This is a genomic window from Candidatus Abawacabacteria bacterium, assembly GCA_016207805.1.
Classification (GTDB): domain Bacteria; phylum Patescibacteriota; class Gracilibacteria; order RBG-16-42-10; family RBG-16-42-10; genus JACQZO01.
The window spans coordinates 107,759-124,772 of record JACQZO010000020.1 but is presented as its reverse complement, the minus strand read 5'-3'; the positions used below and the strand labels follow the sequence as shown (position 1 = coordinate 124,772).

At 43.9% G+C, this 17,014-nt stretch carries 6 protein-coding genes; all 6 read right to left on the bottom strand.

From position 1 onward, the window contains the following. Nucleotides 1-5 precede the first annotated feature (5 nt). On the bottom strand, nt 6-12,047 hold the full coding sequence (locus tag HY817_04460; protein ID MBI4836483.1) for a hypothetical protein: 12,042 nt from the start codon (nt 12,045-12,047) through the stop codon (nt 6-8). 12 nt (nt 12,048-12,059) lie between these two features. Further along, nucleotides 12,060-12,386: a hypothetical protein gene (locus tag HY817_04455; GenBank protein MBI4836482.1), complete on the bottom strand. Its 327-nt coding sequence runs from the start codon at nt 12,384-12,386 to the stop codon at nt 12,060-12,062. A gap of 192 nt (nt 12,387-12,578) precedes the next feature. Further along, a complete protein-coding gene (locus HY817_04450; protein MBI4836481.1) occupies nt 12,579-13,418 on the bottom strand; it encodes a hypothetical protein in 840 nt (279 codons plus the stop codon). 71 nt (nt 13,419-13,489) lie between these two features. After that, entirely contained in the window at nt 13,490-13,879 is a 390-nt protein-coding gene (gene ruvX, locus HY817_04445; GenBank protein ID MBI4836480.1) for a Holliday junction resolvase RuvX, read from the bottom strand. A gap of 129 nt (nt 13,880-14,008) precedes the next feature. Beyond that, nucleotides 14,009-15,547, bottom strand: coding sequence for a hypothetical protein (locus HY817_04440; protein MBI4836479.1), 1,539 nt, complete (start codon nt 15,545-15,547; stop codon nt 14,009-14,011). A 47-nt stretch (nt 15,548-15,594) separates the two neighbouring features. Then, complete coding sequence (gene pilM, locus HY817_04435; GenBank protein MBI4836478.1) at nt 15,595-16,905, bottom strand: pilus assembly protein PilM; 1,311 nt, start codon at nt 16,903-16,905, stop codon at nt 15,595-15,597. Nucleotides 16,906-17,014: the final 109 nt, after the last annotated feature.

Sequence of the window (17,014 nt, the reverse complement as noted above, 5' to 3'; positions counted from 1 at the left end):
TTTAATCATTGTCTTGGATTGGGATCTTCAGCGTTTGGGTGATCACCTGATGGACCAGGCCGGCGTCGCATATTAGGGCCGCGAGCATTTGGATGTCCTACACGTTCTTCAGAGGGGGTCTCAGTTGATCTAATACCAACTGCAAATCCAAGTACCAAATCCCATCCTGGAGTGCGAGTAGCTTGAGTTTGATTATCTACGCCCATTGAGTCACGAGCGAAGCTAATGCCATTTGGTGTTGGTGGTACTGGTACTTCACCAGGTCCGTGAATTTCTAAGTTGGCACCTTGGAAGAAATTTCCACAGTTACCAATATGAGCAGCATAAGGATTGTTACCACCGGAGTGAACTCCATATACGATTCTGCTGTTTAAAGCTAATTGAACGCTATTGTTTCCATGAGTCAGTGTGAATGATGCGTCTCCACGTCTAGCAGCAACTCTTAATGCTTCGCTATTGCGGTGGAAGTCAGTGTAAATACCGGCCAAGAAAGTTCTTTGTTCTGGGCTCAATCGAGCCATTGCAGCCTGAGCTAATTGTCTTTGTTCCGCTGTCATATGACGTCCGCCATTGCTTAATTGTCGTACTGCTTCTCGTTCAGGAGCGCTCAAGCCATTATTGAGTTGAGTGAGTTGGCTTCTTTCCGCAGCAGATAAGGTGTTGTAGAAAAAGCGGGCTGTTTGGCTTTCTACATAAGCAGCACTAATGTCTCGCTCGAAGAGATATTCGGCGGCAGCTCTTTCGTTTCCTGTGTATTCTCTGATTGGTCGTAATTCGGTCGCTACACTACGCACTGTTGCTTCTCGGGTAGTAAGCATTCGACGATGGGTAGTGCGACGATCATTAGCATCTCTCGTTGAGTGGAATGCTACCACGAAGCCTTCAGGGATGGCTTGACCACCACCTTGTGGACCTACCCGAACCTCAGCAGGCAAGGCTCTTACTTGGGCACGCAATCTAGCAATTACGGCATTCAATCCGGTCTGTACACTATCAGGTAATCGATGACCATCAGGGGTGAGGGTGTGACCTTCTCCCCAGTTCATTGCATTCAAACGTCTTTCGAGTTGTGCTCTTTCATATGAGACTGAGCGGTGAATGATATTGCTTACGTTGGTAGTAGGAATTAACGCTGCCAATACTGTTGCCCAGTTCATTCGCTCTGAAAAGTTTTCATTAGGACCAATGAGTTGATGGACTTGATTCGTAATATAAGCTTGGATTTCTGCATTGTATGCTACCTCATCAAGAACTCTCTGATTGCTTGCGTCTACTAATGTATGTCTAGCACGCGTGACATTGGCATGTCGGCGTAAACCACGAATAACATCAGGACGATGGGTAAACTCTCGGAATACACGGTCTAAGAGCGCTCTATCAGCAGTATTTAATTGTGATTCTACTGCTCTACCGACTAATAGTTCATCAACAGCTTCATCAACTACCATTGGTGCTTCAGGGGCAGGTGTTGGCATGGTAGTGCTACCAGCAACTGTACTAGTTGGTGCACTAGCGGCAGTAGTCGCAAGACTTGGTGATCGATTGAAATATAATGCGGTTTCAGTTTGTCCTGGATTAGGATCAACGGAGACATAATTAGTTCTACCTAATGTAGCATTGGTCAACATGGTCTGCAGCTGATCATCACTGGCATCTCTTGGTAAGAAGGCAATGATTTCTACATTGCTTCTACCAGAAGCAGTGACTGCTGGGCCACTAATTACTAGGCGACGAGCAATACTGAAGTTTTGGACATCTGCGCTTCTGCTAAAGCTAGCACCGTGACCATCACTATTAGCTTGGATAGTAATTCCGGGCACAAAACTCATGAAGCGATATTGTACATTAGCTCTTGGTTGTTCTACGGCAATTCTAGAACCAGTGATTCTGACACCAGCAGTTTGGCGCAAGAAGTTATTGACTGTAGTGGTCAGGTCACGAGGAGTATCTACACGAACGCTACCTGTGGTTGCTACCCGGCTGCTATGCATGACTGGGCGTAGTTCTCCACTGCGATCTATACCCACACTAGATCCGGTCATTTCTACACTTAATACTGCTGTGCGGGTTCTGTTACCATCTGGGTCAGTGAAAGTGTGTCGATTATTGCGCAAGTTGCTGATCATTTCAGCATTACGATCGCGGATGAGTTCGAATTTTGCTTCTCTATTACCTGGGACAAAACGGTATTCAAGATGGCTGCCGATGCGTAATGTGACATATGGACCGAAGCCGATAATAGTGCCTCTTTCATCAAAGATTGCTCCGATGGCAACACCACCACCAGCTACTGCTACAGCGCTATTTGGTCCGCTGCTGACATGAGCTTGGGTGTTGATTGCATTTTGTAACATGGTGTATAGCTCATGAACGCGGGCATCATGCATTGGTCCAGCAAGATCTTCATCTAGATCAGGTAACAAAGCCAATACACGTTCTCTTTGTTCAGCTATATCGGGTTGAGCATCATTAGGATCACGCAGTTGAGTAGCAGCAAAAAGATTTCTTCTCGCTCCTTCAAAAGCTCTTGGTGTATTTCTTTCTAAACCGATCATGGCACCAATAGCTGGAGTGACGCCGCCAGCGAAGCCTGCATTAACACCAGCGTTAGCTCTTACATTGAGATCCACACCACCACCTAGGTATGTTCTCACTCCGATATAAGCACCTGCCATACCACCTGTGAGATGGATACCAGCGATAGCACCAGTTTCGATAGTAGTATTACCCTCTGAGCCTACGCGTATTTCCCAGTGAATGGGGCGTACGCTGACGCCAAGATTACCGTCACCAGTGGTAGTAATACCACCACCAGCTTGAATGCTCATAATTTCTATATAACCACGGCCGCCACCAGTAGTGATACGGAATGGTCTAACATTGAGACCTACCCCAACACCACCTTCTGGATCACCATTGGTAAACATGATCCCGCCGCCGGCACCAACATCTAATAGATGTCTTTCAATTTCTGACGCGGAAACTGTGATATTACTATTGCGGAAACGCTCAGAATTTAAACGATTAGCAATGTCGACTGCGGTACGATGGGCGAGATCTTGACGCAACATAGTTGCATCCATACGTTCGATCAGTTGTAAGCTAGCTGGCGTCAATCTCTCACCACGATATACTCGCTCACGCATTTCATTTGCGAGATGGGTACGTGCTTGTACCAGAGCAGTGTGACTCATACTGTTGAGGTCTGCTGGTAGATTGATACCACTGATTAAACGATTGGCCTCAGCAGATAATTCTGGAGTGACTTGAGCAGGTACACTTTGTGAAGTAGCTGCTGGTCTTTCTCCAGTTCTGGCTGCAGGAGCGTCACGGGTAACATCACGTCCTTGGAGAGCATATTCTTTTACTAAACCGATCCGAATAGCGCGAACTTGATGTTCATTTAAGGTGTGAGCCATATCTGTACCAACTGTAATGGCAGCAGAAGCCTGGTGTCTCGCAAACTCACGAGTGTTGATAGCAATAAACTCTTCTTCACCAGCAATTCTGGCTTCAAGTGCAGCAATTTCAGCAGCATGGTCGCCACTTGCTGAACGTAAACGTGTTAATTCTGTATTTGCTTGATCGCGAGCTTGTCTATGAGCTGCCACTAAAGTAGCTTGATTACGAATATATGCTTCACCTGATTCTCGGAGGCGATTAAGCTCTGCCAAAGCCTCGGCAGGGGAATGTGCATTACGAGTGCGTTCATCGAGCCAAGTGCGAATGTTATCTTCTGTGCCGCTATGGCCAGTTCTACCTAAGCGCACCATAATACTTGGGTCCACGGTAGTGCCAGCAGCTCTTTCGATAGTATTGTCACTATCGACATCGGAAATAAAGTTGAGCATAGCGTTTAGTCCTGCTTGTCCTTGCCCGCGAGCGGTATTATATGACTCGGTGGCACTGGTACTCAGATGACCAATTCGTCCTGCTTGATCTACTAATTCAGTACGTAAAGTTTCAGTGCTGCCCTCCGGTAGTCTCAAACCTGAAGCGATGCGACAAATGCCATGGACTCTTTGTACAATTCTTTGGATTTGAGGATGATCACGTAAATCACGGTCACTAGTGGGCACACCGAGATTATCTACTAGATCTTCTACTTCGATATTGCGTCCCCGGGCCAGGTCAGTAGCGATAGCTTCAATTACTTCTTGGGCACCAATGACACGAACATTTGCATAGCCTGGGATATTGTGAAGTACTCTAATTTGTTCAGCAATATCTTCAGCAGCACGCATTATCTCAAATGAACCGTTGTTGAAATGTTCTACTAAGCGGCGTTGTTCGTCAGTTCTACCTACTTTGATGAAGCCAAGGAAATATCTTCCTTGCTCACGTAAAGCCCTACCAGCTTGTTCATTGGTAAACTCTTGATTCAATAAACCGCGTAACGTTTCCACAGGATTGGCTACTGGTGCAATTTCTTCATCACGCACACCAGGTTCGCGTCCACGATCGGGAGCTCCCAGTGCATCCATAGTTGCTACGTTCATCGGAGTAACACTAGTGAAGCCTGCTACTGCTGAGCGACGAATGTCGACTACGGTAGGACGTTCACTTGCTGTGGGATGGAAAGCGACATGAGCTAGGCGACCGATTTCATTTAAAGGATGAGGCTCATGGTCTACATTCAGACCTGCTGTGCTCATGGTGACGCGACCCATCACCCGGCCATTTTCTACGCCAGTGATGCGGACGGTAATGTATTGTTGTGTATTGTCAGGATTACTAAGTACGATACTTTCGGCAACTGGACCACTTCGTGCTCGCAAGCCAGATACGCTATTCAGGGTAGCGATGGCTTCTCGGCGTGTGGTCATAAGCGCCTCACCCGCTAAGGTTTGGGTTCCACTTTCTCTTGCTGTTTGAGCAGCCGCATCTCTTTCAGTTCTTGCTCTTTCAGCTGCAGCCAATACTTCTGGTGTCCTACTACCGGTTACTTGATTCATTAATCCTTCGACAGTACCTGCCACGCGTGCTTCAGGTGCCGGTGTGGCAGTGGGAGCAGGTGCTGGTGTGGGTCTCACATCAGCTCGAGGCGTTTCAGTACGAGTAGTGGTACCCCCATCAGTGCCAGTAGCTTGTCCGGCTAATTGCTGACGAGCGCTTTCTACTGCTGCTCGAACCCGTGCTCTTTGGGCGTTAAGATCTACTACAGTTGCGGCTGGGCGTACTGCTGCTTCAGTTGTAGTACGTTCAGTTGCAGTGTCATTGGCTGCTGGGGTGTTTCTTACTGTCGCAGCAACCTCTGCTCTAGTATCACCGGCTGTGCCGGTCCCAGGAGTTGTTGTGGCTGGTTGAGTAGCTGCAGGCGCTTCACCCAAGTGATCTAATCCTGTTTCTAGAGAAGTTAATACTCTAGTTTGTTGTGTTCCAGAATAACGCAATGTTCTGTTGATGATAGCGGCGACCACTTGCGCTGGTGTGCCATGAATGTCTCTACCAATACGAGCAAATGTTCTGCCTGTTCTGGTAGCAGTAACACGAGCATCAAAGTCGTCTCTATGAGCTGGGGAACTATTGTCGGTAGTATTTGGGGCGACTGCAATTTCAATAGAATGTGCTCCTCTAGTGTTACGATAACTCAAGGTAACATATCCGGGTCTGCTGGATGTGACATCCCAACCACTAAGATTATCTGGTAGACCGCGATGCAAGGCGGCAGCAATATCATTAGTTGCTTGAGCAGTAGCTAAATTTGCTTGCTGTTCAAATCTTTCAGCCGTCCAACGTTGTTCAGCAGCTACTGCTGGTCTAGCAGTTTCCACTGGAGCCTCGTGGCGTTCAGTAGGTTGTGTGCCAGCCTGGCGAGCTAATAAACCAATTACTTGTTCGAAGTGCATGGGCTGAGCGAAGCGTGTTTGCATAGCACTATATCTGCCTGTGCCTTCATTTACTGCTTGGGCGAAGATTACATTAGGATGATCAGGATCATGAGTTAAATGCAATACTATTGCTGATTGACCATCATTGGTGCGAACACGAATATCAGAAACTGTATCACCATGTTCTGCATAAAGAATATTATTTGCTGCAGGGGTAGTGGTGATGGTGTCGATAGCATGATCACGAGTTGCTCTTTCAGTTAAGGCTCTGACATGGTCTACTCTGGCGCTAGTATATTCAGTTCTGTCTTCATCATCGATCATGGCATTGCTCACGCGAATAGCTAGGGTGCTATTGGTATCTGTTGGAGCAGTGCTAGGCTGAGTTCCCACTCTTTCAGCTGTTGCCGCTGGGCGAGTAGCAGTAGCATTAGGTGTACCTGATGTTTGATCTGCTCTGGTGGGGGTTGGTACATTATGAGCTCGAGCAGCTAGCATACTTAGCACCAAATCGAAGCGTTGTCTCGCTATTGGCTGCGTGTGATATTCGGCAAATGAACCGGTAGCTCTATTGCTGCCAAATGATTCAAAGTAATAAACATCTTCATGTTCAAAAACTTTTAAATGTACATAGCTATTGGGATTGGTTCGGCTTTGTATTTCTATAATATTTCCATCGGCAGTGTGTTGACCTTCGCCAAAAGTAAATTCAGTGTTGAGTGCAGGAATACTGCGCAATTGCCTGATAAGATCATCGCGATCATCACTATCTATAGCAGTAGCACTTTCTGCTTTACTATCGAGTAGATCATCAGAATCAATACCAAAATGTGCTAAAATCGGTCGTTCAAGAGCTTCACGATCATAACTTGGCCCAGTAGCTAAACGATGACCGTTAACTTCTCTCTGAGCTGTAGGTCGAGCACTTTGTACTTCAGCTGTAGGCGCTGGTCTAGATGCTTCTGGTGTACGAGTTGCATTTGGACTTGGTTGGACAGCTTCAGTGCTTGCTACACGTCGAGTACGATCTCTATTTCTTTCTCTTGCAGCTGGTGCTCTCTCTGCTGTTCCAGCCTCACTTGAGCCAGCATTCTGCCCTCTGACTCCTGCCCTCTGATTTGGAGCAGTTTGAGCTTGCGCTACTACTCCCATCGCTCTTAATTCACTAGAGCGAGGATGCGCACGACTGACTAATTCTTCCATAGCCATAGCTACAACTACGTGTCTATTACCACGAGTAAGCGTGACTACAGCACGACCTTGATCGTCGATGGCAATGGCAATTTTGTCATTATTCCTACTATGGCCAAGCTGACGGAAGTCGGCATTGCTATTCATTTCATGTTGGAGAATATTGGCCATTCTACCTGCTAGGCTAGCTGGTATTTGATGCTGCTGACCATCTGGACCGGTCATACTTCTACCACGCAAATCATCATAAATAATTCCTTCTCGGCCACGATTGTTGTCTACTGTCAGAGGATCATTATCGCTAGCTGCGTTGCGCGTACGAACAGTGTATTCGTGACTTTCAGCTGGTCGACTCAATACTTCAATCACCTGTGGAGGAATTCTTTGAGCAGGAGTTTCACCTGGACGAGTTGGTGTTGGAGTTTCACCTGGACGAGTTGGTATTGGAGTTTCACCTGGACGAGTTGGTATTGGAGTTTCGCCTGGACGAGTTGGTGCAGGAGTTTCGCCTGGACGAGTTGCGTCAGGTAAAGTTGGTGCTGGAGGCACTGGACGTAAACCATCACGTTGTATCGGAGCATGATTTGGTCTTGTTGTCTGACCTTCTCCTGATGGTCTACCTATAAATCTACTTGCTCGACCACCAGTAATTCTGTCAGCTAATGCCAAGGCTTCTCTACCTACTCCTGCTAAGCGAACATAGGATTCTTGATTTGCTCGATGTAATTCTCTATTAGCACTATCTCCTACTAATGGAGTGCCATGAATGATACGGCCAGGAATACCGATTGCGCCGCTGATTAAGCCGCCTGCGTCTTGGAAATGGGTTGGTGAACTACCTAGCCAACCGAGAGCTGCTGCTGGTGCTTCGGCAATATGCATGAGTTCTGTAAACAAGTGTTCTGAGACATGTTTGCCAATAAAATCAGGTAACTTCTTAGCGATCCAATCAGTCACATGATCCATTTTATCAGCAGCCCAGTGAGTGAGTGCTACATCGAATTTCATTGCTAAGTCCATGAAGAACCAAGCTGCGGCTGTACTGCCGGCGAACTTAGCGAATTTCTTCGCACTGCCAAATGATTCTTTCAATCCACCCCAGGCACCATTTTTTGCTAATGAGCCGAGATATGTGGCCACACCAGGTCTTGATTCTAGACGTGCTTTGCGTAATTCTTTATTTTCATCTGCTGTAAGGCCTAAGCTTAAACCACGTAAATAGCTTTGTAATTCTCTGATTACCTCAGCTCCCTCACTACGACTGAGCATTGTGCCGCCGATATCTTCTTTGACACCAGTAGTATTGCTATAGACAGATCCGAGTAATTGAGAAAGCAATTTGTTTGCTGCTTTTAACTGAGCTATTTCCTCGGTGCTGATGCTTGCTTTCTCGGTGATATGGGTGACAAGTCCATGAATTTCAGCTGCTACCTTACGTACACCGTAAGCATCGCTGACACTGGACAAGGTGTCTGATAGCCATTTAATTTTTTCTTTACCGTCAGTGGCGCTTTTTACTTTTTCAGGCATGACAACGCCCAAGAAGCTGCCTTTTTGTTCTATAAGAGGTAAGAGCTCTACCAAATCAGCGGCATCTTGATTGAGATCAAGAGCATTGCGGACTCCTTCATGGACATGAGCTGCAGCCATATTTCTAGCCAATTGACTAGCAGTGGCTCCTGCTAAGATCGTTAGGGAGGGGGCAAATCCAGCTTTTCCTGCTAGGGCTTTACTGGTACTTAAGACAACTCTTTCTTTGACCAATTTGGCAAAAGCTGGCAAGCCAGTGCGTTCCAAAGATTCTAATGCATAACCCACCACTTCACTACGATTGTAGGTATCTACTGTGCGTGCACGACTAGTATGAATACGTTCCACTTCTGCTTCATAATGAGCCACTAAAATGCGTAACTTTTGTTCGAATTCGGGACTTGCTCGTAAAGCTGGTTGGTTACCGATCACTGTTCTTACTGTGTCAGCAATAGTCTCTAGCGCAGCTAAAGCAGCTTCTGCGGCATCCTCTGTATTACCATCAGCTCTGATTTGCTCGAGATACTGTTTCAATGCTTCCTGACATGCATTCTCAGTTTCATGTACCATTAATTCATTTTGAGGACGAATATCCTCTACTGTCACCAAGTCTTCTACTTCTCTGGTGCCATTAGCAAAAGAATTTAGTTGGGTAACAAAACTAGCTGTTGCATCATCAGGTGTTGATAAGGCTGTAAGTTGGGTAGTGTAATGTTGTTCAACTGCTGCTTTATATGCGTCCAGATCGGCTCTTTGTATATGTCCAGCAGCAAGCGCAGGAGCAAAAATCGCTTCAATTTGTGCTAGTTCACTGCTTATTATCGCTTGGGCTGTAGTTTTGACAGTTGCGATTTCGTTTGGTTGATTCTGCCTCAAATCCCTTAATTCATGTATGGCACTATCTACTGCACGGTTCATTGATATCAGCACAACTTTTAGAGCTGGTGCAATTGTCGTGCCATAGCTATCAGGTGTAGCAGTATTCATAGCAGTTTCTACTGCTGCTAGCGTCGGGTTATTGGCAAATAAATTAGCATTTCTGTTGATAAATATTCGTTTTGCCACTGTCTCTGCTTCGTTACAGAAGTCTTCTAAGCGTTTTTTTATCGCACCGTCTGGTTCAGTGCTCGCCTTTTGTCTAACATCATCAATCAAAGCTTCTATATCACCTGTTTCAAGAGCACCATTGGCTTGAGTTAGAGCCACTTGGTTGCTGAGATCTTGCCCTTCTACACAATCAACAGTTGCTCTGTAGTAGGCTGCAATATTTCTACTGATAGCATCAACTTTGTCTAATGCTTCTTTTCGATCTGCATTATTGAGACACTTTTCAAATTGAGCATCGGTAGCGAAACTTGCTGCTAGAGCTCTATCAGTAGCACTTTTTGCCTTCACTAATTCTTGATTGAATGCAATACGTTCCTGATCAGCTGCGTCATTGGTCTTACTACCTGTGACAATTGCTTCAGTAGCGAATTGCTCCATAATGATTAATAGCTCTTTTGCTAGACGATCTTTAGTTAAGACACATTGGTCTTTACCTTGATCTACTTTCATGATCACTTCCAATCTATCTGACATTGCGTCAGTTTTCTTGATCAAATCACCAATAGCGTGAGCAGCATTGATAGAGCCCAGCCATTGGGTTTTTGTCAGCGGATGTCCATCACTGCCTCTGAGAGCCTTCCCATCAGTTCCTTTAGGGCTCACTTTACTAGTGAGCATTTGGTTGATCAGAGGAATACGACTTACTATATGTAAAACTGCCTTTAGCTTTGGTTCTTTACTAAACTCTGCCTCTTCTACTAAATCGGGATGATCATCTTGAATCTTTTCACTTTCCTGTACCCGATGCATAGCTTGATTAATGCTACGCAGGTGACGTAAGGCATTTCTTCTGGCATCAGGTGGAAGTTTTTGATACAAGCTTTTAGCTGGTTCTGGCAAATTCGCAGTGTCTAAAAACTTTTCTAATTCTTTTAAGCGTTTTTCTTTAGCGCCTTTGGTAAAGGATAAAGGAATATTTTTTAGTGCTTTCAGACCTTCCCAACCTGATTTAAGAACCGTTTTGATACCGGTGGCGACTACTACAGAAACTGCATATGGGAGCACGGTGGCTACCGTTGCCATCAACTCAGGAGCAATTAATGCGGTTGATACTACCGCTTTGGCGATATTTTTGGGCAAACTATCACCGCTTTGCCAACCTAATACTTTTGCTTTCCATTGTGATAAGGCATGTACACCCTCAGCGGCAGCCTTGAATGGAGCAATCACAACTGCCTCAAGACCATGCCCTTTAAACTTATTCTTGAATCTCTGCCAAATACCTTTAGGTGCTTCTGGAGCAGCCGCTTCTTGCTGGGTTAGTTTTTCACCAGCAGTTACTTGTTCTCGGCTAGGTCTTAAAAGTGGATCTAAAGTTTTGACACGATCGCGAGCATTCTCCGGAGAATTTGGACCTTCGGGAATAGCAAAAACTTCATGTAAACTACTTCTTACGGCGGATACAGCATTGGCTTCAGCTTGGAAGACCTGGTGGTCTAAGTTTTTATTTACCTCAGATGGTTTGTGGAGATAGAGGTGAATATTGAGCGCTTTTCTACTAAGTTCAGGAGTAGGTTTATCTCGCTTAATGTTATTATTAAGAGTTAATAACTTAGCTTCGAGAACAAAAAGATTACCTTGAGATTCTTTAATTGCTTTTGCTATATCACCTTCGTCTATTTTTTCGCTGTCAATAGTAATGACAAGGTTGCCCTCTTCTAAGGTATATTTTTGTTCTAAGTCTTCTTCTGCGGTATTGATAATTGGTGGTTTGCCGCCTTCAGCTGCAGATATGAATTTGTTAAATTCATGTTTCTTTTCACCAGCAAGAGAAAAGACATACACACGACACTTTCTCCCACTACGATTAACGGTTAGTTCATCGTTGTTCAAAGTACAGCGTACGGTGCTGAGGACTTCATTGCCAGCAACTACATCTTGAGCATTGATAGTAGCTAAGAAATGAGCCTTATCTAATTTGCTCGGATCGGTATCGGTAAGTTGGCCGATAACTTTTTGGGTCCGTTGTTCCACCTGATCTTTGGCCTTTCCTGTATTGGCCATTACCCATACAGCCTTAGTATTGTTGGGATTACTAGTATCTACTGTTTGATTCATGCCCAGAGCATGATCGCCCTTTTTACCCGAGAGAGCAGTATGCATGCTTATTCCCGCTTGCAAAATTCTTACGCCAATATTTTGATCATTATCTGGTGCGACTTGAATATAAGCTTCAGGTGCTACCAGCGGTTTGTAATTCTCATGTTCTAAAGCGGATCTTTCTGCTGACCATACAGCACTATCATAAGGAGTATTGGCTAAGGCTGCCATTCTGGCACTAATAGCTGCAGCAGACCAATCCAACTGTTGTGGCGGTGTATTGCCCAGATGTTTTGGTTGTGAAGGGGGAATAGCTGATGGATTTCCTGATGGACCTGAGGTGGACATAGAGTTGGGAGATTAAAATACAGTATTTTCCTTGGCTAGAAACTGTTGAAAAACATGTTCTAGTTGTTGACTTAAGTCGGGAATCTTTTCTTGTAAAAACTTCATAATCTCAGCCTGGGGCGCTCTTGCCAACCGCATGCCGATCAGTATGGTTACATCTTGATCGGTGAGGTGATCAACAATGTAATCATCGAATAAACCAGTTAAATACTTAGCTGCATTTTGGATATAGGTAGAATTCTCAGCCTGAGTAACATTGCGCTTTATTTCGAAGCGACGCATGTAGCTGGTGATCAGATCATCACCAATAATATGCGAGATAGCAGCCAAGTCTGACATGGGGGAGAAAGTTATAAATCAAGTAAGTATAACTCATTCTTTTTCCCTTGACAATATCAAATGGTCAATTGGTTATTAATAATTGAAGTCGTGAATAATCTGTCAGGTCCTGCTATTGCTGATTTCGGCAAATAATATGTCAACTATGGCAGTAGTAAAACAGTTGTACTGCTGGTTTTTCGGGAAATGATTTTAGTTGCCAACGATGGCTCTTTCAGGGATACGCAAGTCAATATATTGAACTTTTTTCTTACTGCTTTGAATGCTGGGATAAATACTTAACAGTTTATTTACTTGGGTATCGACAGTGAGATCGGTATCGAGCCAAATGGAGAATTCCTGGTCAGTGAGCAAATGCACTTCTTTGCGGTCGGGGAACCAAGTGGCTGCGGTGATATTGAAACCAGTCTTTTCAGTAATAGTACCGCGGCTAGTAATGATGTAGCGAATTTGATCGAGTGAGAAGAGCTGCTGATTGAGATAAAAGGTATCTAACTTATGATCACTATCTACTTGAATAAATGTCTTGAGAATTTGTTCATCGATGGCTGGGGTTAATTTGACGACAATGCCATCTTCATTGATCAGGGCAAATTTATCGCTCATGGGAAGAGCTAACAAAATTGCTTTTTCCCGGACGCTTATCTTAACTGTCTCGGGGTAGGCCATGGTCACTCGTACTTCTTTGAGTCTAGGTAATGAACGGACACCAAATTCGGAGATACTTCGGGCTGAATTGAGAAAAATATTTCTGCCAATCAAATATTGAAAAGTATCGTTTACTAAGGTTTGGTCAAGAGAATTGATGGTGCCTTCATTACTAACAATTACTTCTTTTATTTTGAAGATGGGCGAAAAAAATATCGTGTAGAGGGCAATTGTTAATGAGCTTAAAACAAGTACCAAAGCGACAATGTATTGCTTTTTTTTACGCGCAGCTGGCTCAGTGTTTTGCAGATTTTTCTCCACATGCTTTAACTGCTGCTTGCGAAATTCATGGGAACGACTGAGACGTTTTTGGCGGGAAAACATATGCGAAAAGCTAAGAGCTAAGTGCTGAGAGCTAAGAGGTTTGAGCAATCTTAGCTCTTAGCTTTTCGCTCTTAGCTCTGATTTAGGTAGTTTTCTAAAATAAAAGCAGCGGCGGCACTATTGTCGTCAAAATTCTGGCGGTCTTTTTTTTTCATACCAATGGCCAGGGGTATTTCTAGGGCTAGCTTGGTAGTGAACATTTCATCAATGAATTCTATTGGTATATGTACTGCAGTTTTTAATGTTTTGGCAAATTGCTCCGCTTTTTCTTGGACGAAAATACTGGTTGAACGGCCAATAATGATTTTTTCAATACTTTCTTGCTGCAACATACGGGGCAGTAAAGTATAGATACTACTATCATTAGCCAAGCTCTCTCGAGCAAAAGCAAAGGTACCACCGGGGTCAGTGATGGCGACACCTATTGTTCTGAGGCCGTAATCTAGGGCTAAGAGTCTCATGAAATAATTACGAATTACAAATTACGAATGCCAAATGGGGCTCGGGGGAGGAAAAGAGATATGAGGGGATGACAGATAAAGAGTGGTATTGTGCTACTGCGTTCCTTCATTGGTAATTTGTAATTTGAGCTAAAGGGTTGCTGTTTGTACTTTCATTGTAATGTTGCTCTTCAGTCCAGGAATGCTTTTTACCCAAAATGGCCAGGCACTAATCTTTGATTCAGCTATTGTTTCCAAGCGATTGAGATATGTTTCACTATCAACCAAACTAAGACCAATAATTTGGTTCTTAATGCGATCTAGATAGTCTGGTTTCAAAATATATTCTAGTCGATAGGGAACTGTGACATTGAACTTTTCTTTTTGATTACGAATATCTTGTTCCACAAATTGTAGTTCTAGGGCATCATAATCTACCGCAGCAATGCGGAGATCAGGGTTGAGCAGGCTGCTTAACTTTCTATCCAAAATTTTCATCATATCTTTACGCTCAAAAGTTACCGTATTTACTTTTACTTTAGTATAGACTTGGAAAGTATCGCGTAGATCATTTGGTTTCACACCATCTTTCACTTCTGTTTTTTGCACTTGGATTTTCACTACTTTAGGATCTTTGACTAGAATTAGTGAGCTGCCTTTACTTTTATTTTCCTGGTCAACTCGTTCTTGTAACTTTTGTAAAGCTAAATTGTTAACTTCACTGACAATATCTTGACTAGCTTTACTGATATCTTCAGCAGTTACTGCCTTGATCGCCTCAGTGACTCCTCCAGTAAATGCTTGCTCGTTTTCACCGTAAATTAAGTCTTTGTAGGTACCTTTTAGAGCAGGCAGAGTGAAGCGAGTCTTAGCTGGGAGATTGCCCTTAGCCCCGATTACTTGAGCTTTGTCATCTAGCGGATCTGCTACTACCAGTGTTTTGGTACTGCTTTTGGCAGGTACGCTGACAGCATTGGGAATACGGAAAATATAGCCATCCGGAGAGCGAAAGCGAGTACGTGCGATGAGTAGTTGCGCTTGGTCACCTTGATTGAAAATAGTTAATTGTCCTTGAGCATTATTTCCCTTAGAAGCAACTCCACTGGTGGAATACGTCTTGGTCAATTCAATTTCGGTATCAATAGGTAATGATCCAATCATTGGCGTACTACTGATAGCAATCTCGGCACTATTTCTAGTGCTGTCAGCTAGAGTCACTCTTTCGATAGGACGTTCAATTTTTACCTCTGGTTTTAGCTCAATTGTTACTGTTGGTAAGACAAAATAAGCAATGATCACAAATACTAAGGCGGAAATTAAAAAGAAGAGGTTAATTATTCTTTTACCTGGAGATGGCATCATAAATGTGCTGCTATCAATACTCTCTTTTACTTTAAGGCCACGTTTTGTCCCTTTCTCTTTCGGCATTTCTTTCTCAGTCAAGAGCTCAGTAGGGAAGCCAGTGTTGGCTGCTAAGGTGAGGCCCACCTGATTGGTGGAGGCAATAGTTACGATTTTATTGAGTGCTATTGCTTCATTGTAGAGCAACTTCAAATGAATTGGGCTTTGAAATAGTTTGGCCTGTGGTGGCACTTGGAGAGTTAACTCTTTTTCTTTGTGAGTTTTGAGTCTTTCCAGAATACTGGTGACTTCTTCGTCAGCGGCGATGTAGAGAGGGGACTTGGACATAGATTAATGCGAAGTGCGAAATTGAGGAGTTGAGGGGGACGATAGATTTAATTTCTCATCATTTTTAATGTTTTGCGTAATATTCTGTCTACTAATCTTTCTTCACCGGCAAGTTCGAGAGCTAAATGGGCTAGGCTAAGCACAGTCACATCATGATATTCTTTGAGTTTTCCTGTTTCATCGACAAATGACTTAATGTCATTGCATCCCACCTGCATAATAGATGGTTTTTCTAGGAAAGGAAGACTTTTAAACCATGTTTCTTCTTCTAACACTAGGCTAATCTGAGATAATTGGCTGCCTCCTCCACAGAGATAAATATTTCTAGGGAGATGGTGTTCTTCACTGAATTCTTGGAGGGTAAGAATTAGGCCATCGCGCCAGATTTTGGCGTCATATAATAAATGTTGCTGGAGAAGGGTTAATTGTTCCCTTGGTAATGGTTTATCTTTGAGTGTTAATTTAATTTGTTCTGCTTCCTGGAAAGAAATATTTAGTAATTGTTCAATTCTTTTTGTTACCCCTTGGCCGCCCATAGCAAACATCTGTGTCCCTTCGAGCACACCATTACGAATGACTGCAATGTCTGTGGTACCGCCACCAATATCAATAATAATGCCATCCCAGGTGTTGTTGTGACTTTCATTCAAGGCCTTAGCAATACTATAGGGCTCGGCCGTGATTGCTAATAAATCAAAATCTAATTGATCAGCAATATTTTTTAAAGCACTAAAATGAATTAAAGGAGCGAAAGCATTGAAAATACTAATGGTGATATATTTCCCTTGAAACCCCAAAGGATTGGCCACTTGAAAGCCATCGACAGTGACTTCGGTAATGGCAGCATTGATCAGTTTGACATCGATCTCTGGATAGCCGGTGTCGGCTGCTAATTGCTTGCGAACGCGGTCGAATGCCTTCCACTGTACTCGATGAACAATCTCTTTTAATTCATTCAAGTTAATGACTTCTTGAGGCCGCGGTCTTTCATACTCAATAGTGGTAGTGGCCCCTTTTACTAGCTCACCGCCAATACCAACTATCATTTGCTCAGGTTCGATATTGGCCATGATCATGGCTTCTTCCACAGCTTGATTACATTTCTCAGCAACTTTATCCGTGTTTACAATAGCACCACCATTCATGTCCCCGTGCTCTTGCTGGATATGAGCCACTCCAAGGATACGAGCTTTATTCTGCAAATCTTGTCTAGTGCTAAAGACTAAACATTTGACCGATTCAGTGCCAATATCTAAGGCTAAGGCGTAATTACCACGAGCTTTGCGTGCGGGAAAAGAGATAGCCTTTTTGGTTGTTTTTTGGCTGATGAATGTTTTGATGCTGGTCAGGAAACTCATGAAATAATTACAAATTACGAATTACAAATTACAAATTGAAAGGAGGAGGAATAAGAGATTGGGAAAAAGTGAGATATTATGGATGCCAGTAAAGTCTGAGCTGTGGTTT

Excerpts from the sequence above, each read along its gene's own strand:
- HY817_04440 (MBI4836479.1), bottom strand. The coding sequence starts at position 15,547 with ATGTCCAAGTCCCCTCTCTACATCGCCGCTGACGAAGAAGTCACCAGT.
- HY817_04460 (MBI4836483.1), bottom strand. The coding sequence starts at position 12,047 with ATGTCCACCTCAGGTCCATCAGGAAATCCATCAGCTATTCCCCCTTCA.
- pilM (MBI4836478.1), bottom strand. The coding sequence starts at position 16,905 with ATGAGTTTCCTGACCAGCATCAAAACATTCATCAGCCAAAAAACAACC.
- HY817_04455 (MBI4836482.1), bottom strand. The coding sequence starts at position 12,386 with ATGTCAGACTTGGCTGCTATCTCGCATATTATTGGTGATGATCTGATC.
- HY817_04450 (MBI4836481.1), bottom strand. The coding sequence starts at position 13,418 with ATGTTTTCCCGCCAAAAACGTCTCAGTCGTTCCCATGAATTTCGCAAG.
- ruvX (MBI4836480.1), bottom strand. The coding sequence starts at position 13,879 with ATGAGACTCTTAGCCCTAGATTACGGCCTCAGAACAATAGGTGTCGCC.